The following is a 17,736-nucleotide window of genomic DNA, read 5'->3' on the forward strand; positions in this document are numbered from 1 at the left end:
GAAATACGCGAAACGGGGTTGTTCTATCTTTAAATTTAATTACGCAACAAAGCCGATGTAACATGTACTGTATTAGATGAAGATTTAATATCAGAATTAGAAGCTAATACAACGAAAGCACTTTTTGAAATAAAAATAAGAGAAGACATACTTGATAGGTCGATGGATATGCCAATATCTTCAGGGGCATCGTCTGTATTACTTCAGAAAAACGCATTGCTTATATTAATAGAGACTTCACAAAAATTGGCAAAGGAAGCCCCTGCTTACCGAGATATGATCGAGGAATTTCAAGAGTTTCTATCGCCTAGACCTGGCAGGAAAATAATAGGTTTAGAAAATAAGCTTATAGAAGGTAATCGAACTGATTTATTAGAAGATGCTGAATATTTGGAAAACAAATTTTCTAGAAAGGTATCTAAGAAACAGCTATCCGACAAAGAGCAGATAGTCTATTTTCATTGTTTGAGTAAGATAAACTCATATTTTAAGAGTTATATAAAACCATTAATAGTACAACAAGAAATAAATAGTAAGATTGATAATGAAATCCAAGATAGAATTATAACTCCCTTGTACGAAGAAATTCTTGTTGTTCAACCAATGTCAATGGAGATGATTAGAGGTATGCTCTATTTTTTGACTGGTAAGTGCCATTTGAGGTGGAAATAATGATAATATATCATCCATATAAAGATGCTAATCATTGTGCTTATAGACTGCTCAGTATTTTGAGTGCATGCAGCATTCCAGTGAGTATAAATTATCTTCATATTGCTGACTTCTATTATCTTTTCCCAAGTCAGTTGAAAAACATTGATAAGTGGCCTAGGAAAAATTCAATAATATATAATCATTTACATAGTATACCTGATAGTTATGAGTATATAGAAAATCCAAGGAAAATATTTTTTGAGTTAAAAACTATACGCGCAAATGTATTAATTAGTTTACTTTCAAAAGATCTCATTGAATACACCAGTGATAATCTCATTAAAATTAAACATCACCAACTTCCAGATCCTTTAGCTGATCAAATCGCGAGTGATGAATTTCGTAAATCATTAGAGTTCCAAGTTATCACCACGAAAATGAAAGACGTAAAATTACATGGTGAGTCTGGTTTGAAATCAAAGTCTGGTTTAATGGAGTACAGGTATGACCTATAAAAGATTGATGATTAACCGCTTCATTGCTTTCAAAGGCGATAAGGTGATGTATGACCAGCAATTCCATCAGGGGATCAACATCGTCAGAGGTGAACACTCTGTTGGTAAGTCTACCTTACTAGATCTTATTTTTTATGCCCTTGGAGGAGAGCTAAAAGATAGAGAGTGGAAGGAACCTATTGAAAAATACAATAAAGTTGTCTCTGAAGTCTCTGTTGACGATGCTTTATTAACTCTGACTAGAGGAATTGATACTACAAATAAGAAACCTTATATAGATGTATTTAATGGTTCTTATGAAGATAGCTTACGCAGTGAAGAAGGTTGGTTACACCTAGGCCCTACTCGAAGTGAAAACAAAATGAGCTTCTCAGAGTTTTTCTTTGAGGCGTTGGGATGGGGCCAATCAATTACATCTGATAGTAATAATCTAACGATGCACCAAGTATTAAGGCTTTTATATTTGAGTCAATCATCCGATTCTACGAAAATTTTTAGAAGTGAGGTTGATTCAAGATACGATAGTGCAAGTACGCGACAAGCTATTGGAGATTTTGTTCTTGGTCTTGATGACCTTTCTCTTTACGAAAGTAGACAACAAAAGTGGAAGTTGGTACGTAATATTGACTCAGTAGAATCTGATATTAAGTCCTATAAGCGTATTTTGGAGATTGATGAGTTAACATCACTGAAAGATTACGATGACGCTATCATGAAAAAGCAGAAAGAGCTTGAGATATGCGTCATAGATAAAAATAAAAAGCTTAGTGTGTCTTCAACATCGTTACCAGATGGTTTTACGGATAACATAACCGTTATATCGCAAGGTATTGCTGTTATGACTGGTGAAATAAAACACCTAAAAGAAAAAAGGTTATATATTAAATCGGAAATAACCGACTGTTTGTTATTTGAGAAAAGCCTCGAATTTAGATTGAAGTCTCTACTTGAATCTAAGAATACCTTTAGCTCATTAGGTGAAATGAGCTTTACATATTGTCCAAGCTGTTTCTCCTCTATAAAGGAAGTTGAAACGGAAGCGTGTAAATGTAGCTTATGTAAAAATGATATCCCTAAACACAGCTTAGAAGAAAAATATACAGAGACTCTCTCTGAATTAAAGTATCAACAAAGACAGAATAAAAAAACTATCGATAAGTTGAATGTTAGTTTAGAAGAAGTTAGTGGACTGCTTGCTAAGATCACATCTACTTTACGAGAGGAAGAATCAAAGCTTCGAAACGTGTCTACTTCAACAAATGAACGAGAAATCGTCATTGAAGAATACTCTAAGAAAATAAGTAAGCTTGAGAGTGAGTTAGATGAAAAAATAGATGATAAAGAAACATATCTAAGAATTGATAGCTTACTAAAAGAGAAAAAACTAAAAGAAGATGAGTTGTTAGTCATTAATCGACATATCGAAGAAAATGAAAGAAATAGCAAAGAACGGAGATTCAAGGTTCTTCAATCTGTATCTAAGACAGCGAAGCAACTGCTCGAAGCTGATCTAGGAAATGAGCATAATTTTAGGGAAGCTTCAGCTCTTAGCGACGAAATTAATTTCGGGAAAGATGAATGGTCAGTTGGCGGTCGAGTTACATTTTCTGATAGTTCGAATGTAATAAAGAAGAGTAGTTTGCAGATCTCAATGCTTAATCATGCGATTTTTGACAACGAATCAAGACTTCCTAACTTTATGATTTTGGATTTTGAATGTGGTGACCTTAATGCTTCTAGGAGCCATCAGCTGCAGAAAAATTTAATGGAGACACTAAAAGATAAAGGTGATTATCAAGTGATTATTACTTCCTCAAAGGCATGCCAGGAGTTAAATAACGAAAGTTATGGAGTTGGTCCTTACTATGACACAAATGAATATATCTTCGCCAAATAGGTATTATGCGGTGTAGGAATAATAAAGGGCATGCCTACTTTGTGTATGCCCTCATGATTTAACTACTTTCAACTGCTTTTCTGTTGCACCAAGTTGTGTACTGTTCTTTCCTAATAAACATCCTTGACCCGTCTAAAGCTTCACACTTTATAGTGACTATATTGATTGAGAGGGGCGCTTTCTGTGTTCCCTTTAAAGTAAGTAGAGAGACACTATGAAACGTTTAATTCTAAACATCACACTCTTGGTATTCATGGCACTTGGTAGCTTTAATGCCATGGCTCATGATTCAATGGTTAAGTACGGTATTGCGATATCTCACGGTAGCGAACAAATCGCGTATGGCAAAAGTGGGAGTGGGGATACGGCGCTGATCTTCATCCATGGTTGGAGCTTAGACAGCCGTTCAACACAACGTTGATGAAAGCGGTTCAGTCAGTGAAGTAGGGCGCTGTAGTTGTTAAAGGATAGTGGTTAATCGTTCAGAGAAAAAACCAAGGCCTCGCGTTTGCGAGGCCTTTTTGGTAGTTGGAGGTTTTGCTAGATACATTCATTTTAATTTGCGAGTAATGATCGCATCGTTCACTCGTTTATGGTCCTTAAACGACGGCCTCATAGTTATATAAATGCTCTATCAACCACCTCTAGATACGTAATTAGTACCACTGTTATTAGTAAGGGCTGACCGAATCTAGTGGTGCTTTCTAATGATAATAATTTTAACTATGTGTTTAGGACGTTCTGCTATGGCTAAGAAAATAATATTCATTCATGGTCGCGCTCAAAAGCCCGATAAAGCTCCCCTTCAAGCACTCTGGTACGAGGCCATAGAACATGGTTTGCAGCGAGATTGTGGAGACTCAAGTTCATTACAAGCTTTTAAAGATGTCGATAAACGGTTTGTCTATTACGGTGAACTATCAAACACATTGTTAGAGAAACCAACGGAAGACCCTGCAAGTCGACAGCAAGCGTTGTCTGAACTCAAAAAGTACAAGGCAAGCCAGTTCAATAACACAACGTATAACAAGGTATCTAAAATTGGTTTTCTAAAAGAGGCGTTAGCAGATACTTTTTCATCGCTATTTGGAAAGCTGGGAGTGGCTGAGACACTCATAACCAAGGTCGCGCCGGATATGGAGCATTATTGGTATGAAGATACCTATTTTGGTAGCGATGTCAGGCATAGGCTAATGGTTGAGCTGAAGGAAGCGCTTGATAATCAGGATGATGTGATGATTGTGTCGCACAGTCTAGGGTCGATGATCAGTTATGACGTGTTATGGAAGTTGTCTCATTACGGAGAGTATAGACACGACTATGGTGCGGATAAGAAGGTCAACTTATTGCTGACGCTCGGGTCACCGCTAGGCGATGAAAACGTAAAAGATAGGCTAAAAGGGAGCCGCTTGAAAGATGAGAAGAAGTACCCGTTAAACATTCAGCAATGGATAAACATATCGGCAGAAGATGATTTTATCTCTCATGACAGCAAAATTAAAAATGACTTTAAGGATATGCTCAAACTGGATCTGATACCCGGTGGAATGAAAGATATCCACCCAATCTATAACCTCAATATTCGCAACGGAAAAAGCAATCCGCATGCTTCCATCGGTTATCTCATCAACCCTAAATTCATCACAGTACTGGATGAATGGCTCTCGAGTTGATTTGGTTTACCATCTCAAATTGCTTCGCTGCTTGTTCGTTGGAACGCAGATAAAACAAGGCCTCGCGATTGCGAGGCCTTTTTGTGTTCCGACTAAAACTAAATATTAATCGAGGTTAACGAAAGCTTGGGATAATCGCTGGAATCCCCGGAAGAAGGCCAACCAATGCCATCACACCACTTAGCACAATAAACATAATGCCAGGCAACACCCAACGGCTCATTTTACTCAGTTCACTACTGCGTTCTTTACAACCGACTAAGCCTAAGTTATCCAACAGCATGGTGAGGGCCCAACCAAATGCTGGGTTAACGAGCGCTGAAGAAAATACAACAATCGCTGCCGATTGGGTGGTTTTTCCTTCACGCGTCATTTCCATGCCAGCTTCTAGCAATGGAACAAATACCCCAACAATGAGAGCGACACAAAGTACAGGTTGCCAGATAGCTAGATCCATCGGGTAACCCCAAACCGCGGCGATGATACAGAACAGAGCTGTGAGCAATGCGCCGGCAGGAATAGGGCGTTTAGCAATCGCCGCTGGTACGATGTAAGTACCCCATGAAGACGTAAAGTTAGTACCACCGAGCAAAGAACCGAACGTTTGGCGAATTGAAGCCGTGGTCATGGTGTCGTCAATGTTCATGTGTACTTTTTCGGTACGCTCTGGGTAGCTGATCTTTTGAAATACTTGATGGCCTAAGAAATCTGGCGACCACATCGCCACGGCTAGAATTGCAAACGGCAATACCACCATGAAGTGTTCAATCGTCGGTAGGCCAAGCATCCAGCCTGTATCTTCTCCCCACCAATACATAGGGTTCATGTTAGGTAAGCCTGGCTCTGTGTGGAAAGCGAATGGGGCACCCATGGCAAATGCAATCGTACCACCCAGTAAGCAACTAAGAGGCACAGCTAACCAACGTTTGCGGAAGTGTTCCAATAACGCGTACAAGATAATGGTGCAAAAGATGACGACAAACGCGATGTGGCTCATGCCAATTCCTTCAGCCCAAGCGAACAGCTTTTTCACTTGAGAAGCGGTTCCAACAAAGCCAAGGTAGAGCAATAATCCGCCACACACGCCTTTACTGGTGAGGTTGGCCAACATACTGCCACCTTTACTGATGGCTAAGATTAGGCCAAAAGCGCCAATCAGCAATCCAAACGCCATAGGGTGTCCGCCTGCTGCAACCACAATCGGAATTAAAGGAATGAGTGGGCCGTGTGTACCTGCGAGGTTCGCGGTCGGCAACAGGAAGCCAGAGAAAATAATAATGAAAACAGAGGCGATGAGGAGTTCATAACGAACGTTTTCTAGAATGAAGTCTTCATTTAATCCGAGAGCCCCAGCAAAGGTGGCTGCAATAGCGCCCACCATAACCACTTTACCAATGGTCGCCGCCATCGCTGGGATGGCGTCTTCTATCTCAAATCGATAATCTTTAAACGGCAAATTTGGACGCCAGCGCTTAGGCGACATGATTTGCAATTCGTGTTCTAGATACTGTTCTCGGGAATCAAATTCCGATCTTGGTTTATGTTGTTGTTCATAGGTGAGTTCATCCTCATGGACTTGAGGCTTCTCTGTTTGTATATGTGCGGACTCTAAAGTAGTGCTCATTTTGATTCCTTTCGTTCACACTCTGAGGTGTGTTATTCCAACAAACGTTGTTGACTCACGGCATGAAGTGAAAACAATGCGTCAACTTATCATTAAAAATTCATCAACATTTAGTTGTTAGTACCTTATACCAAACCAAAAAAAACAAATAGACTCAGTCGGTTAGACATTAGTCGTAGAGTCGGACGACTAGTATTAGACCCTGTAGATAGTATGTGTCTGTTTATTTGTAGGCGATGAGCTTTATTGGTAATAAATGAATATCTAACAAGAAATGCTTGGCGTTAAAGCATCAGATAGCATCCATCGATGAGTGGTTTCTGGGGTAACGTTTTTGGTTAAAAACTATTGATAATAATTCTCATTACGTTACCTTGTGGGCTCAAACACACTCATTGTTGCGGAGACCAACATGGAACACTCGGATATTACTCAACTGCTTATTCCAAAGAGCGATTGGGCATCGCCTGATCTCTTTCTCTATGAAGGGGAAGACAAACTTCATCTGAGCTTAGAAGGCGCAATTCAATACAGTGGATTGAACAGCATTGGTGGCGTGGTTCTGGGCTTTAGGATGATCCAACATGCGGTGCAACTCGCGGCGGGTGAGCAGTCTTTGCAACGTGATGGCATCAGTGTTTATACCGCGTTCCCTGGACGTGGTGCTCAAGATGCTTTTGAGTACACATGCCGCGCACTGCGTGATAGGCGCTATTGCTGTGATACCACATTGCATCACCCTGCAGCGCAAACCGGACAACGTGGTCAGTTCTTGTTTACGCTTCGCTTGAATGAACAGTCTATGGTGATGACGCCAGCAGACGGGCTTCCAAGAAAAAGCTATTTTGAGGCCGACAGACACGCACAAGAAGGTCGAGAGGCAGCATTGAGATGGCGTGATGAGAAGATTAACTTCGCCAATACGCTCTTGAGCTTGTCGCCAGAAGAGTGCTTACGCGTGTTGTAATTCTTTGTTCTCACTTACAGAATGAGCTCAAAAACACAATGAACAACAAGAGGTCGCTCGCTTTCAAGTGGGCGACTTTTTTGTATCAAGCGCTAACGGAAAGCAGATTCCTAGTCGCGCTTAGGCTTGCTGGAATGACTCACTTTTAGTTTAGTGCGGTAGTCTAAAGTCTATGAGTTTCAGCAATCAACTTAAGCTGCCCGATCTCAATCCGCGACACATTTAGGCACGCAGGTGGTGCAGTTTTCAAAGCATTACACAGCTTACACTGACACGAAGTGATATAATTTTTGCCCAAAGCTTTGAAGAGCTAATGAATTAAAGGATGAGTACGATGGAAAAAACGATCTCGTTGGTACTTGGCAGTGGTGGCGCAAGAGGCTTGGTTCACGTTGGAATCATCCGTTGGTTAATTGAGCATGGCTACCAGATAAAATCCATCTCTGGTTGTTCAATTGGCGCACTTATCGGTGGTGTCTATGCGGCGGGTAAGTTGGATGAATTTGAAGAGTGGGTCACCAGTATCGACCAATCGGATATGGCGATGATGTTGGATTTTTCATGGCAATCGAGTGGTATCTTCAAAGGGGACAAGATCATCGACACACTGCGTGGATTGATCGGTGAGATTTCAATTGAAGAACTGCCTATCCCTTATACCGCAGTTGCCGCTAACGTCGCCGATGAAAAAGAGGTTTGGCTGCAATCCGGTTCTCTGTTTGACGCCATTCGCGCCTCTATCTCTTTACCACTGTTCTTCACTCCTCATGTGATTAATGGCGAAGTGCTGATTGATGGCGGAGTGCTCAATCCCGTACCGATTGCGCCTACCTTTAGTGATAAGACAGACTTTACTCTGGCTGTGAACTTAGGTGGTGAACCTGAGATGCTTCAACAGGAAGTGATACCGGTTTCCCTACCTACCAAAGAGAGCAATTTGCATGAGAAGGTTGTTCACTTTATCGATAATCTAGGTAGCAGTGTAAAAAGTAAAATGAGCTTTAACTTTGCAGCCTACGACATTGCCAACCAAGCGTTTGATGCGATGCAATCGACCATTGCTCGCCAAAAATTGGCCGCTTATCCCGCCGATATTACGCTTGAGATCCCACGCAATGCTTGTGGCACCTTAGAGTTTGATCGTTCACAAGAGATGATAGATAGAGGATACCATTTGGCACAGGCTAAACTGGGCAATCGACTTTAATGTATTTGCTGCTGAGTATTTATGGAAACTGAACTAAAACTATCTGAACTCAAAGAATTGGTCACAACAAAAGATGTCATCGTGCTTACCAGCTCAGAAGTGGCTGCCGTATCTTGGCTGATAGAGTGCTATCAAGAGAACGCTGATATTCAGATTATCGAGAACGCACACCAGCTAGATACTGAAGCGATTGTGGCGCAATGCCGAGACAGCCTGAGTCAAAATAAAAAGGTCATCCTCACCGCGCAGTTTCGTAGCCAGCTTCCTATTATCAATATCGCTTCACTGTGTAATGAGAAGCGTAAATCACTAATCAATATTGAATTGTTAGGCTGGGACGAAGAAACTCGTCTTCCTCAGTCTTATACTAGTTTCTAGGTCATAGCAGTTTCTAGCTTATAGCGGTTCCTAGTTAACCGCATTCGCTATATAGCAGCCGTTTTAGGTAGCAGACAATGTAAGCGCATTACTTCAAATGTCTGCCGCCATCTAGGTGTAAGGTTCTTCCTGTCATGTAGTGACTGGCCAACACAAACTTGATGCCATCGATTATTTCCTCAAAGCCCGCTTCTGTGGGAATCAGAGCTTTCTTCAGCGCTTTGGTTTTGTATGCCTCATCGTCATGCTCATTAAACTTAATCATGGCTGGAGAGAGGGTATTTACTTTCACCTTGGGAGCCAGCATCGCAGAAAACGACAAAGTCAGGTTATTGAGCGCCGCTTTACTGGCCGCGTAAGCGATGTGTTTTTTACTGCCTTTTTCCGCAACGTAATCACTGATGTGGATGATGTCTGAAGTTTCATCGCCAGACATCAGTTGGTCTTTGAGTGTTAAATTGAACAGATAAGGCACGGTAGCGTGAATCGTCATCATCTGGTGCATGATTTGGGATGCATTGTCACTGGGATTGTTTTTGTTCTCAGGCTTCCAGTCTGAAGCGTTATGTATGACGGCTCGGAGTGTCTTATATTCTTGACCAACATAGTGAAGAAAACTCTCTAGACTACTTTGCTGATAAAAGTCTACATGCTGCAAGTCGGCTCCACTGTCGCGCAACAGTTGCAATTGAGGATAGTCGTTGCGATAAGTGCCAACCACTTTGAATCCATCCGCTAAAAGTTGCTGCGCCAGTGCGAAGCCGAGTCGCTTTCCCACGCCGGTTATTAATATCGTTTCACTCATCGTAAAAACTCAGCTCTGGTTTGAGGGTTAGTTTTAAAAATACCACCGAGAGCGGTTGTTGAGGTTTCAGAGTTTGCATCCATGACGCCTCTGGATTTAACGCAATAGTGAGTGGCTTTAATCGTCACGGCCACGTTTTCTGTTTCCACTAGAGTCTGTATCGCGACTAGGATTTGCTGAGTAAGGCGTTCTTGTACCTGAGGACGCTGAGCAAAGAATCGAACGATACGGTTGATTTTAGACAGCCCAAGAATCTTGTTTTCAGGGATGTAGGCGACTTCCGCTAAACCATCAATAGTAATGAAGTGATGTTCGCACGTAGATGTTAAGTCGATATCCGATACCTTAACCATTTCATCAACCGACATTTTATTTTCTATAACACTGATTTTCGGGAAGTTATCGTAATCGAGCCCTGAAAATATCTCATGGACGTACATCTTTGCAATGCGATGGGGTGTTTCAGCAAGGCTGTCGTCGGTTAAATCCAGCCCAAGCGTACTGACAACTTCCGTCAAAAGTCCTTTGATGCGGTTGTACTTCTGGTTGGGATTCATTTCGCTCGGTGTCATCGGAGTTTCAAGTCCTCTTGCGAGCAAAGCTTCTCTTACTTTTTCGGCTTCTGTGTTCAGCATGACGCACTCCTTATGAATTATTGTCGTTGTCTGCTTCATAGCTCAGAGTGAGCGAAACAGAGTCAGCAAAACGTAGTGCATGAGGCTTGTCGATTCTCACTTGAGCGTATTTCACCCAAGGATGGTCGATACAAATGCCGAGAACGTCACTGGTTAGCTTTTCCAAAAGCAGAAACCTTCCGGATTCGACGTGTTGAATGATCTTCTTGCAGATGTTTTTGTAGTTAAGCGCGTTGTCCACATCATCAGATAGGCAAAGGTTGTTAGCGGGGTAGTGGATTTCTGCGTTAATGACGATGTCTTGCTGCTTAGACTTTTCTTCTTCGTTGAAGCCGATGAAGGTTCTTAGTCTGAGGTTTGTAATAGTGATAATGGCGTTGTGATTCATAACAGTGTCCAATCCTTAGAAAGTGAAGTCAGTTACGTGCTTGTTTTAAGAAAAGATCAGTAAAGCTCAGGTGATTAAGAGTTCAGTCGTTCTTTTTGTAGCCGTTCTTTTTTCAGTCATGGAAAGGCTGAGTGAAACTGATATCGAAAGGGATGGGTTCGGTTTTTTGGCTCAATTGATCGAAGCTTTCCCAGAGCTGCTGAAATGAGATGTCTAGAGTGGGGTGGCGTTCTTGCGCGGCAATATCAACTAACGGCCTGAGTACAAATGCGTACTCGGTGATTTCGCCTCTAGGCAGCTCTACGCCATCAATAATGCCGACTTGATTACCATAAAGAAGGATGTCGATATCCATCGTGCGTGAAGCATAGGCTTTGGTCTGACGCTTGCGATCATTCTCTGCTTCGATTTGATGTAGAACCTGAGCCAGTTCGGCGACAGGGAGGTCACATTCAAACCCAACGACTAGGTTTAGGAAGTTGTCCCCCTCGAAACCGACAGGCTCGCAATCGTAGAAATTAGAAATGTGCAGCGGTGCAAAGCGGTCATTCAATGCTTTGAGAGACTCTGTGACGTGGTGTTCGCGGTTAATGTTGCTTCCGATGCTGACGTAGACGTTGGCCATAGTTTTCCTTCCTTTTAAGGAGCCTATACGTCCAACTCGCGAGGAAGATCAGCTATGTATCCTCTTAGAGGTTGGAGGACAAAAGAAAATACGGTTCTGCCGCAAATCGCGTCTGATAGTGATAGAATCCCCGCATCAGAATTATCGAGAATCTAGGTATTTATAAACAATGTTTATCCATCACGTTAACGGCATCGACTGGCTGGTGATTACAGCTTTTGAAGAACTGAAAACTATGTTTATCGAAGATGCAGGTCCAATCCCATCTTACTTCTCGACCGCCAGTGAATTGAGCCTGATTGATCAAGCCAAGCGCAGCTATGGATTTTTACCTAAACTCCGCGGTGTGATCACCGATACCGGCACGTATCAAAGTGAAAATCTTGACGAAGATTTGAACCCACAGCTTGCGTGTATCGTTGAAGGGCGAGGCCGAGTGTTTATCTATCACGGCGACTACGTGGCTTTTGTCGATGACGAACAAACCTTCATTACCCGAATGGACTGAGAGTGATTCAGTTGGTTTGGAGCGGTTAATTAATTAGCTAATAGGATAATTAGTTAATTGATTGCGATAAATTGCTCTGTACATAAAACTAAGGCCTCGTGTGTGTGAGGCCTTAGTTTTGAGGCTGTTACAATAAACCGATCTCTAACGGGTAATTGGATAGAAGTGTTCTAGTCCATGACAATTAGAGTCGTTACTATCCTTACCAGATATCTTCGATTAAAGAGTCTTTAAGCTGCGCAGCTGCGGCAATGTTTTCTTTCGACATGTACTGTTTCACGTCGATTATCTCTTTCTCTGCATCCGAGTTTCCGTATTCCTGCGCGACTTCAAACCATGCTAGCGCTTTAACAAAATCGCTCCATGTACCGTGACCATTACGGTAGGCGTAACCAACGGAATATTGACCATAATCGTTGCCCTGCATTGCGGCGTGAGTGTAATACTCTAATGCTTTTTTTGCGTCTGTAGTTTTGAAACCACACGGTTTTTTGTATCGCGTAGAAGAGTAAATATCACCCATCTTCACATAAGAAAGTGTATGTTCATCTTCTTCAATGGCTTTGCTAAATAATTGCATCGCTTTAGAGCAACTCTTTTCAACGCCTTGTCCATTTAGGTAAGAAATACCCAAATTGTACATAGCACTTGCATCGCCTAAGTTAGCCGATTGCTCAAACCAATACGCAGATTTGGAGAAGTCTTGAGTGACGCCTTGACCTTCATCGTATGAAAATGCGAGTTGATACATAGCGTCAGAATACCCCGCTTTTGCAGAAGCTAGGTAATAATCGTTGCCTTTCTTTAGGTCGATAGGTGTACCTTCACCATCAAAATACATTACGCCTAATGAGTAGAGCACATAAGGGTCTTTGCTGGTTTCAGCTTTGTGGTACCAAGCCAGTGCTTTTTCGTATTGCTCTTCGTAGTAATAATTATCTGCCAAGGTAATCATCGCTTTTACCTCACCAGATTCCGCTACTTGATTCATGTACTCATATCCGCGTTGTAAGTTCTCTTCATACATTGAATCTTCAATTAAAAGGTTAGCAGCCTGCATTAGCAATTCGTTATCGCTAGACGTTTCTGCGTTCTTTAAAAGTGCGAGTTCTTCGCCTTCAAAAGCTTCTATCTCAAGATCGTATGCAAAAGTGCTAGCGGATAGCAGCAGCGACAGTGACGTTAAAAAAGTACAACTTTGTTTTATCATTTAAGCCATTTCTTATATTAGTAATGTTTCACATGAATATAACAAAACAGCTTTGAAAATAAAGGAAATTTCGGGATATCGAAAACCGAATTCACGACAATGAGACCTAGGGCATCTCAATATACTGGAAGCAACCAAGACTGGTTAATAAACGTTGACCCAAGCGATTAACTCAATGGCTTAGGCGCGGAAATTAGGTGGCACTGAGTCAGTAGCAATGGACAGAGCTCTATATGTGCCGATAATGATCTAGAGGTCTTTAAACCCAAGTTATCGTGACACTCATTACCTGACTGGCAGCTTGGTCTTTGTTTTTACCTGACCGAAGGCGAAGCTGGATTCAATCGAAGCAATATTGGGCAGGCGGGTTAATTGCTTGCGGATAAACTGCTCGTAGCTTTTTAGCGACTCGCTGACTACATGCAATAGGTAGTCGTGATTGCCCGTCATTAGAAAGCACTCTAACACTTCATCAATCACTTCGATGTGCTGTTCAAAGTCTCGCATGTTCTCTTCTGTCGGCTTTTCAAGTTTCACCAACACAAACACATTGACTGGCAGGCCACACGCTTCTTGGTCAACACTGGCGTGATAGCCGCGAATAATCCCTTGTTTCTCTAATGCTCGAACTCGGCGTAAGCAAGGAGAGGGCGACAGTGCTACTCGGTCGGCCAACTCTTGATTAGTCAGCCGAGCGTTGCTTTGCAGTTCAGCCAGTATTTTCTTATCGATCTCATCCATTGGCATATTCCATCAATATTGAATTTAGTTTGGCAATATTATTGCTCAAAGTGTATGTCTTACTTCGTAAATAGCAATTTTTAGCATCTGCACAAAACTAAAATTAAAGGAGGAACAACCAGCATGGAATGACTTAGGAACTATGAATACTTCAACTCAACTTAGCCCGCTGCGTAAAACTACCAAACACGAACAAGCAGAAGCCCTTGCCATTGAGCAAGCCAAGCATTTTGGTATCGACCCAAACAGTGATTACGGCGTCACGCTTATCGAACTGGCGACGACACTGTACAAAGCCAATACCAAGACACACGATCTTTGGGCATTGACGGTTGATGGCCTTTCAGAGCTCGATAAGAGCGACCGAATCGCTTGGTTTAACGCCAAACGTTTTTTGTCATTCCAGATCGCTAAGATCCTCGACAATCTGCAAAACCCAATGCGCGCCACTTACCAGTCTATTGCCACCAATAATGGTAATTTTGCATCCAAAGGTGCGTATCCTATCTTCGATAATGTCGCTGCTATTTTCTCTGCGAGCCCTGTGATTACACGTACCGCGACCTATTTGTTTGCGTGTACAGAATGGATTGAAGATGCGTTTAATGGTAAGGAGCCGCTGCACGATATTTACTCTCGACTGCTTAACCCAACATCGATTTCACTGGCTAACCACATGGTTGATATTGAGGCAGGCTCTAGAGCCAATGAGTACCTCGCATGGAACTTTAACTCGGGGATGGCCGCTATTGATGGGTTGTTGAGCCATCTACTTGGGTATGAAGACATTGTCTTAGCTTCACGCAATATCTACGGCGGTTCTTACCAACTGTTGGAAGATTGGTTTGGCAAGCCTTCGAACCTGAATGTCGCGGTAGAGTGGGTGGATGGTTACTCCGGGGATGAGTTTGCGACGCGACTTGATGAGGTTGCCGATAAATACGCGGATCGAATCGCTGCGGGTAAGAAAATCTACGTCTACCTAGAGTCACCGTGTAACCCGCATGGATACGTGTTAGATGTTGCTAGTATCAGTAAAGCAGGTCACTCTCGTGGTTGGGACGTGATTGTTGACTCGACAGTGGGCACGCCTTTATTACACCCAGTACTGAAACGTGATGATGTGATGGAAAGACCCGATTATGTTATTCACTCTTACACCAAAGAACTGGCGGGTTCTGGCACCACAACTGCTGGGGTCGTGATTGGCCGTAACGAGACCATGTTTATTCCAAAAGGAGAGGAGGTCACTTTCACCAAACCTAACGGCGATGCGGCCACCATTCCATGGAACGAAACGCTGTTTTGGAATGTGTACTACATTAAGGGCGCATTCCTAGACGCAGACAAAGCGTTTGAAGTGCTTAATGGCATGAAAACGTATGAGATGCGAGTGGTGCAAAAAACGATTAATACACTGACTCTCGCGAAGATCTTTGATGCTCACCCAGACATCAATGTGTCGTGTCCAGCTTTGCCAGACAGCGATAACTATGAACACTGCCAGAATAACATGTACTTGGGTTTACCAGCGGCGCTTTTCACAATCGATATGGAAGGTAACGGCGACCGTGCACCAATCAATCGAGATGGGTTTAAACAGTTCTTCGACATGCTTGAGCCAGCAATCGGCATGCAAGTGAGCTTAGGGCAAACCAACACCGTGGCCTTGTGCCCAGCACTGACCACGCACTCAGAGCTCAGCGATGAAGCGTTAAATGAAGCAGGCATCAAGCCAACCACAATGCGTATCTCTATCGGCTTGGAAGATCCGCGAATGTTCATTGCTCATATTGTCGAAGCCGCCAAATTGTCGATTGACCGTAAACATCTCGACTTCTCATCTAGTTTCCCCTGTGGTGACAGTATCGATGAAATTTATATGCAAACCTACATGGATGTGCATCAGAGGTTTGTGAAGAGTTTACCGAAGTTTGAGCAACTTACTCAGTAAGCTGAGTTAATAAGGAAAGGTGACAATCACTTATTTGGTATACGGTGGCCTCTGTTGTAGTCCAGTCATGACACTTAGGGGGATGTAAAAATGCCGGCTAAGTCAGCAGGCATTCATAGATGCTAATTTGCTTAGAAAGCATAGAAAGCATAGAAAGCATAGAAAGCTTAGGAATCTTTGGATGTTTTAGATGCTTCGTGTTGTTCGACCATGAATACAATGGCTTGATCGCTTAGACAAGATTTACTCACATATTGGCGCTGCTTTCCAATATGAAGGATAAAGCCGAGATCGGTCTGTTCAAGTTGGTCGATGTCACGCCAAGCGATAGTATTGGTGGCTTTACGGTTTTTATAACTCACACCATCAGTATCCCCTGAAAAGACCACTTTACTGCCAGCACCTGAGCTGATTTTTTGTCGCCATAACCACCAGGTTCTCTTGCAATATACACTGAACGCTTCAATCACACTCAAAACGATAAAAAACCAGCCTACGTAGCCACTAGGTAACAGTTCAAACTCCAATAGAACCCAACCAAAAATAAGAAACAAAAATGCCTTTAAATAGGCTTTTGGAAACTGAGTCGGAAGGCTAGTTTGATCATAACACTCTGCGAAAAACGTTTTGTCGAGGGTGTATTCTGTGGTGAAACCGGGATCTTTAGGCATGTGTGGCTACTTTGTAGTTCTTTGTTGAGGCGCATTATATCGCTTCACGCTGGTTTGTCTTAGCGGTTTCAATCCTCTTTTGTAAATCAATAATACTGAATGCGCTTGTTCATGCCAGAGTCAGTTGTTATTTCAATTGGTGTTAAATGATGTTGTTGAGGATTTACTTCTTAACTTAAGTATCCATTCTGTAAATCTTATTTCTCATACGATAGTTATTGGCATATGCCAGTAATGGGGCGTATTCTGAATTCCTGATCATCAATAACAGGAAGTTACCATGTTATACGCAATACCTTGTCGCGACCTTCATGTCGGCAACCATTTTGCTCGTTCCCCACAGATCGCGATTGTCGATGAGCAACAACAAATAAAGCATCTTATTCCTTTGGTTGATTCAGACAGCCCGTGCAATAAGAAGAAGCAATGGATGTCCGTCGTTAAATCTTATGATGTGAAAGCTGTTGTGGTTCGTCACATCGGGAAGAAAATGCTGTCGCACTTGTTCAATCATGATGTTCGCGTTTTTACATCTAAAGGAAAAGCCGAAGTTACCACTCTGGATTTTAGCAATCTACAAGAAGTAACCGACCTCGATTATGGTCGCGAGTCGCGCAATAGCGGGTGTAGCAATAAAACGTGCGGCGAGAAAGGGCACAAAAAACAAGCTTCGATTTTAATGGCACAGCCTAATCAGCTAGGCGCTATTCGAGGGTTCCGTAAATGACCTTTTTGTTGACGCTATTGGGGTTTGTCGGAGTCGTTACACTGATGGCGATAGGCGTGATTTTTTCGCGCAAGCCAATCAAAGGCAGTTGTGGAGGACTCGCACAGTTAGACATTGAGCGCGAATGCAATTGCAAGGATGTGTGTGAAGGGCAAAGCCGAAAGTTGTATCAGATTACTGAGCCATCAAGCTAAGTATCAAGTTAAGTATCAAGAGTTCTCGCTCGCTGAGTTAAATAACTTCTGGCTAACACGTGAATTAACTGCCTTGAATCACCAACGCATGGCCGTTGACGATGCACTTGGCGACTTTGGTACGTGCTCGCTTAATGATGTTGCCGAACGTTTGGCGAGACACCTGCATCTGCTCGGCGGCTTCAAGCTGGCTCAATCCTTCTTGATCAGCCAAGCGTAAGGCTTCTAACTCTTCTAATAGCAATTCTTCTTTATGAAGCTCGTCCATAGGAACGCCATTAGGCTTAAAGCATGAGTAAGCCGCACGGGTACATAATTGACGATGTTTTTTTGGTCGAGCCATATCAATCTCTAGGAATCTAA

21 protein-coding genes are annotated in these 17,736 nt (G+C 42.5%); 12 read left to right on the forward strand and 9 right to left on the reverse strand.

Annotated features, from left to right (window positions below; genetic code table 11):
- The first annotated feature begins 168 nt into the window (after positions 1–168).
- The 5 genes from AB6D07_RS16345 to AB6D07_RS16365 all read left to right on the forward strand — a co-directional run bounded on the left by AB6D07_RS16345 (position 169) and on the right by AB6D07_RS16365 (position 4,739).
- Positions 169–672, forward strand: coding sequence for an ABC-three component system protein (locus tag AB6D07_RS16345; RefSeq protein WP_372140733.1), 504 nt, complete (start codon positions 169–171; stop codon positions 670–672).
- Positions 672–1,169 carry an ABC-three component system middle component 5 gene (locus AB6D07_RS16350; RefSeq protein ID WP_017102697.1) on the forward strand — a complete coding sequence of 166 codons (498 nt, stop codon included), beginning with the start codon at positions 672–674 and terminating at the stop codon, positions 1,167–1,169. Before AB6D07_RS16345 ends, AB6D07_RS16350 begins: the two co-directional genes overlap by 1 nt.
- A complete protein-coding gene (locus tag AB6D07_RS16355) occupies positions 1,159–3,066 on the forward strand; it encodes an AAA family ATPase (protein WP_017102698.1) in 1,908 nt (635 codons plus the stop codon). The genes AB6D07_RS16350 and AB6D07_RS16355 overlap by 11 nt, the downstream gene beginning before the upstream one ends.
- Before the next feature lie 214 nt (positions 3,067–3,280).
- Positions 3,281–3,487: a hypothetical protein gene (locus tag AB6D07_RS16360; protein WP_017102699.1), complete on the forward strand. Its 207-nt coding sequence runs from the start codon at positions 3,281–3,283 to the stop codon at positions 3,485–3,487.
- Between the two features lie 325 nt (positions 3,488–3,812).
- Positions 3,813–4,739, forward strand: a complete 927-nt coding sequence (locus AB6D07_RS16365; RefSeq protein WP_029222869.1) for a hypothetical protein — start codon at positions 3,813–3,815, stop codon at positions 4,737–4,739.
- A 115-nt stretch (positions 4,740–4,854) separates the two neighbouring features.
- Here the strand turns inward: AB6D07_RS16365 and AB6D07_RS16370 are convergent, their stop codons facing one another.
- Positions 4,855–6,363, reverse strand: coding sequence for a DUF3360 domain-containing protein (locus tag AB6D07_RS16370; protein ID WP_012604176.1), 1,509 nt, complete (start codon positions 6,361–6,363; stop codon positions 4,855–4,857).
- A gap of 412 nt (positions 6,364–6,775) precedes the next feature.
- Here AB6D07_RS16370 and AB6D07_RS16375 point away from each other — a divergent pair, with 412 nt between their 5' ends.
- The 3 genes from AB6D07_RS16375 (at position 6,776) to AB6D07_RS16385 (ending at position 8,915) form a co-directional block, all read left to right on the forward strand.
- Positions 6,776–7,330, forward strand: a complete 555-nt coding sequence (locus AB6D07_RS16375) for a hypothetical protein (RefSeq protein ID WP_009846993.1) — start codon at positions 6,776–6,778, stop codon at positions 7,328–7,330.
- A gap of 334 nt (positions 7,331–7,664) precedes the next feature.
- Positions 7,665–8,537 (forward strand): patatin-like phospholipase family protein, encoded by an 873-nt coding sequence (locus AB6D07_RS16380; protein ID WP_029222870.1) that lies wholly within the window; start codon positions 7,665–7,667, stop codon positions 8,535–8,537.
- Between the two features lie 21 nt (positions 8,538–8,558).
- Positions 8,559–8,915, forward strand: coding sequence for a hypothetical protein (locus tag AB6D07_RS16385; RefSeq protein ID WP_017102702.1), 357 nt, complete (start codon positions 8,559–8,561; stop codon positions 8,913–8,915).
- 88 nt (positions 8,916–9,003) lie between these two features.
- Here the strand turns inward: AB6D07_RS16385 and folM are convergent, their stop codons facing one another.
- From folM to folK, 4 genes are all read right to left on the reverse strand, one after another.
- Positions 9,004–9,720 carry a dihydromonapterin reductase gene (folM, locus tag AB6D07_RS16390; RefSeq protein ID WP_017102703.1) on the reverse strand — a complete coding sequence of 239 codons (717 nt, stop codon included), beginning with the start codon at positions 9,718–9,720 and terminating at the stop codon, positions 9,004–9,006.
- Positions 9,717–10,355 (reverse strand): GTP cyclohydrolase I FolE, encoded by a 639-nt coding sequence (folE, locus tag AB6D07_RS16395; RefSeq protein ID WP_017099742.1) that lies wholly within the window; start codon positions 10,353–10,355, stop codon positions 9,717–9,719. Before folE ends, folM begins: the two co-directional genes overlap by 4 nt.
- Before the next feature lie 10 nt (positions 10,356–10,365).
- Positions 10,366–10,743 (reverse strand): dihydroneopterin triphosphate 2'-epimerase, encoded by a 378-nt coding sequence (folX, locus tag AB6D07_RS16400; RefSeq protein WP_017102704.1) that lies wholly within the window; start codon positions 10,741–10,743, stop codon positions 10,366–10,368.
- Between the two features lie 112 nt (positions 10,744–10,855).
- Positions 10,856–11,368, reverse strand: a complete 513-nt coding sequence (folK, locus tag AB6D07_RS16405; protein ID WP_017102705.1) for a 2-amino-4-hydroxy-6-hydroxymethyldihydropteridine diphosphokinase — start codon at positions 11,366–11,368, stop codon at positions 10,856–10,858.
- Between the two features lie 169 nt (positions 11,369–11,537).
- Here folK and AB6D07_RS16410 point away from each other — a divergent pair, with 169 nt between their 5' ends.
- Positions 11,538–11,876 (forward strand): hypothetical protein, encoded by a 339-nt coding sequence (locus tag AB6D07_RS16410; protein WP_009846986.1) that lies wholly within the window; start codon positions 11,538–11,540, stop codon positions 11,874–11,876.
- Between the two features lie 202 nt (positions 11,877–12,078).
- Here AB6D07_RS16410 and AB6D07_RS16415 read toward each other — a convergent pair whose 3' ends face one another.
- Both AB6D07_RS16415 and AB6D07_RS16420 read right to left on the reverse strand, forming a co-directional pair.
- Positions 12,079–13,086, reverse strand: coding sequence for a tetratricopeptide repeat protein (locus tag AB6D07_RS16415; protein WP_012604167.1), 1,008 nt, complete (start codon positions 13,084–13,086; stop codon positions 12,079–12,081).
- 285 nt (positions 13,087–13,371) lie between these two features.
- Positions 13,372–13,827, reverse strand: a complete 456-nt coding sequence (locus AB6D07_RS16420; protein ID WP_012604166.1) for an Lrp/AsnC family transcriptional regulator — start codon at positions 13,825–13,827, stop codon at positions 13,372–13,374.
- 142 nt (positions 13,828–13,969) lie between these two features.
- On the opposite strand from AB6D07_RS16420, the gene AB6D07_RS16425 reads away from it, so the two are divergent.
- Positions 13,970–15,781, forward strand: a complete 1,812-nt coding sequence (locus AB6D07_RS16425; RefSeq protein ID WP_017102706.1) for a PLP-dependent transferase — start codon at positions 13,970–13,972, stop codon at positions 15,779–15,781.
- A gap of 167 nt (positions 15,782–15,948) precedes the next feature.
- Here the strand turns inward: AB6D07_RS16425 and AB6D07_RS16430 are convergent, their stop codons facing one another.
- Positions 15,949–16,452 (reverse strand): YcxB family protein, encoded by a 504-nt coding sequence (locus AB6D07_RS16430; RefSeq protein WP_017102707.1) that lies wholly within the window; start codon positions 16,450–16,452, stop codon positions 15,949–15,951.
- Between the two features lie 280 nt (positions 16,453–16,732).
- On the opposite strand from AB6D07_RS16430, the gene AB6D07_RS16435 reads away from it, so the two are divergent.
- Positions 16,733–17,179: a NifB/NifX family molybdenum-iron cluster-binding protein gene (locus tag AB6D07_RS16435; protein WP_017102708.1), complete on the forward strand. Its 447-nt coding sequence runs from the start codon at positions 16,733–16,735 to the stop codon at positions 17,177–17,179.
- Positions 17,176–17,373: a (Na+)-NQR maturation NqrM gene (nqrM, locus tag AB6D07_RS16440; protein ID WP_009846971.1), complete on the forward strand. Its 198-nt coding sequence runs from the start codon at positions 17,176–17,178 to the stop codon at positions 17,371–17,373. The genes AB6D07_RS16435 and nqrM overlap by 4 nt, the downstream gene beginning before the upstream one ends.
- Positions 17,374–17,437: 64 nt before the next feature.
- Here nqrM and AB6D07_RS16445 read toward each other — a convergent pair whose 3' ends face one another.
- Complete coding sequence (locus AB6D07_RS16445) at positions 17,438–17,716, reverse strand: DUF134 domain-containing protein (RefSeq protein ID WP_017096978.1); 279 nt, start codon at positions 17,714–17,716, stop codon at positions 17,438–17,440.
- Between the last annotated feature and the right edge of the window lie 20 nt (positions 17,717–17,736).

It is taken from the genome of Vibrio sp. 10N.239.312.C11 (genome assembly GCF_041466065.1).
Lineage (GTDB): Bacteria > Pseudomonadota > Gammaproteobacteria > Enterobacterales > Vibrionaceae > Vibrio > Vibrio tasmaniensis_A.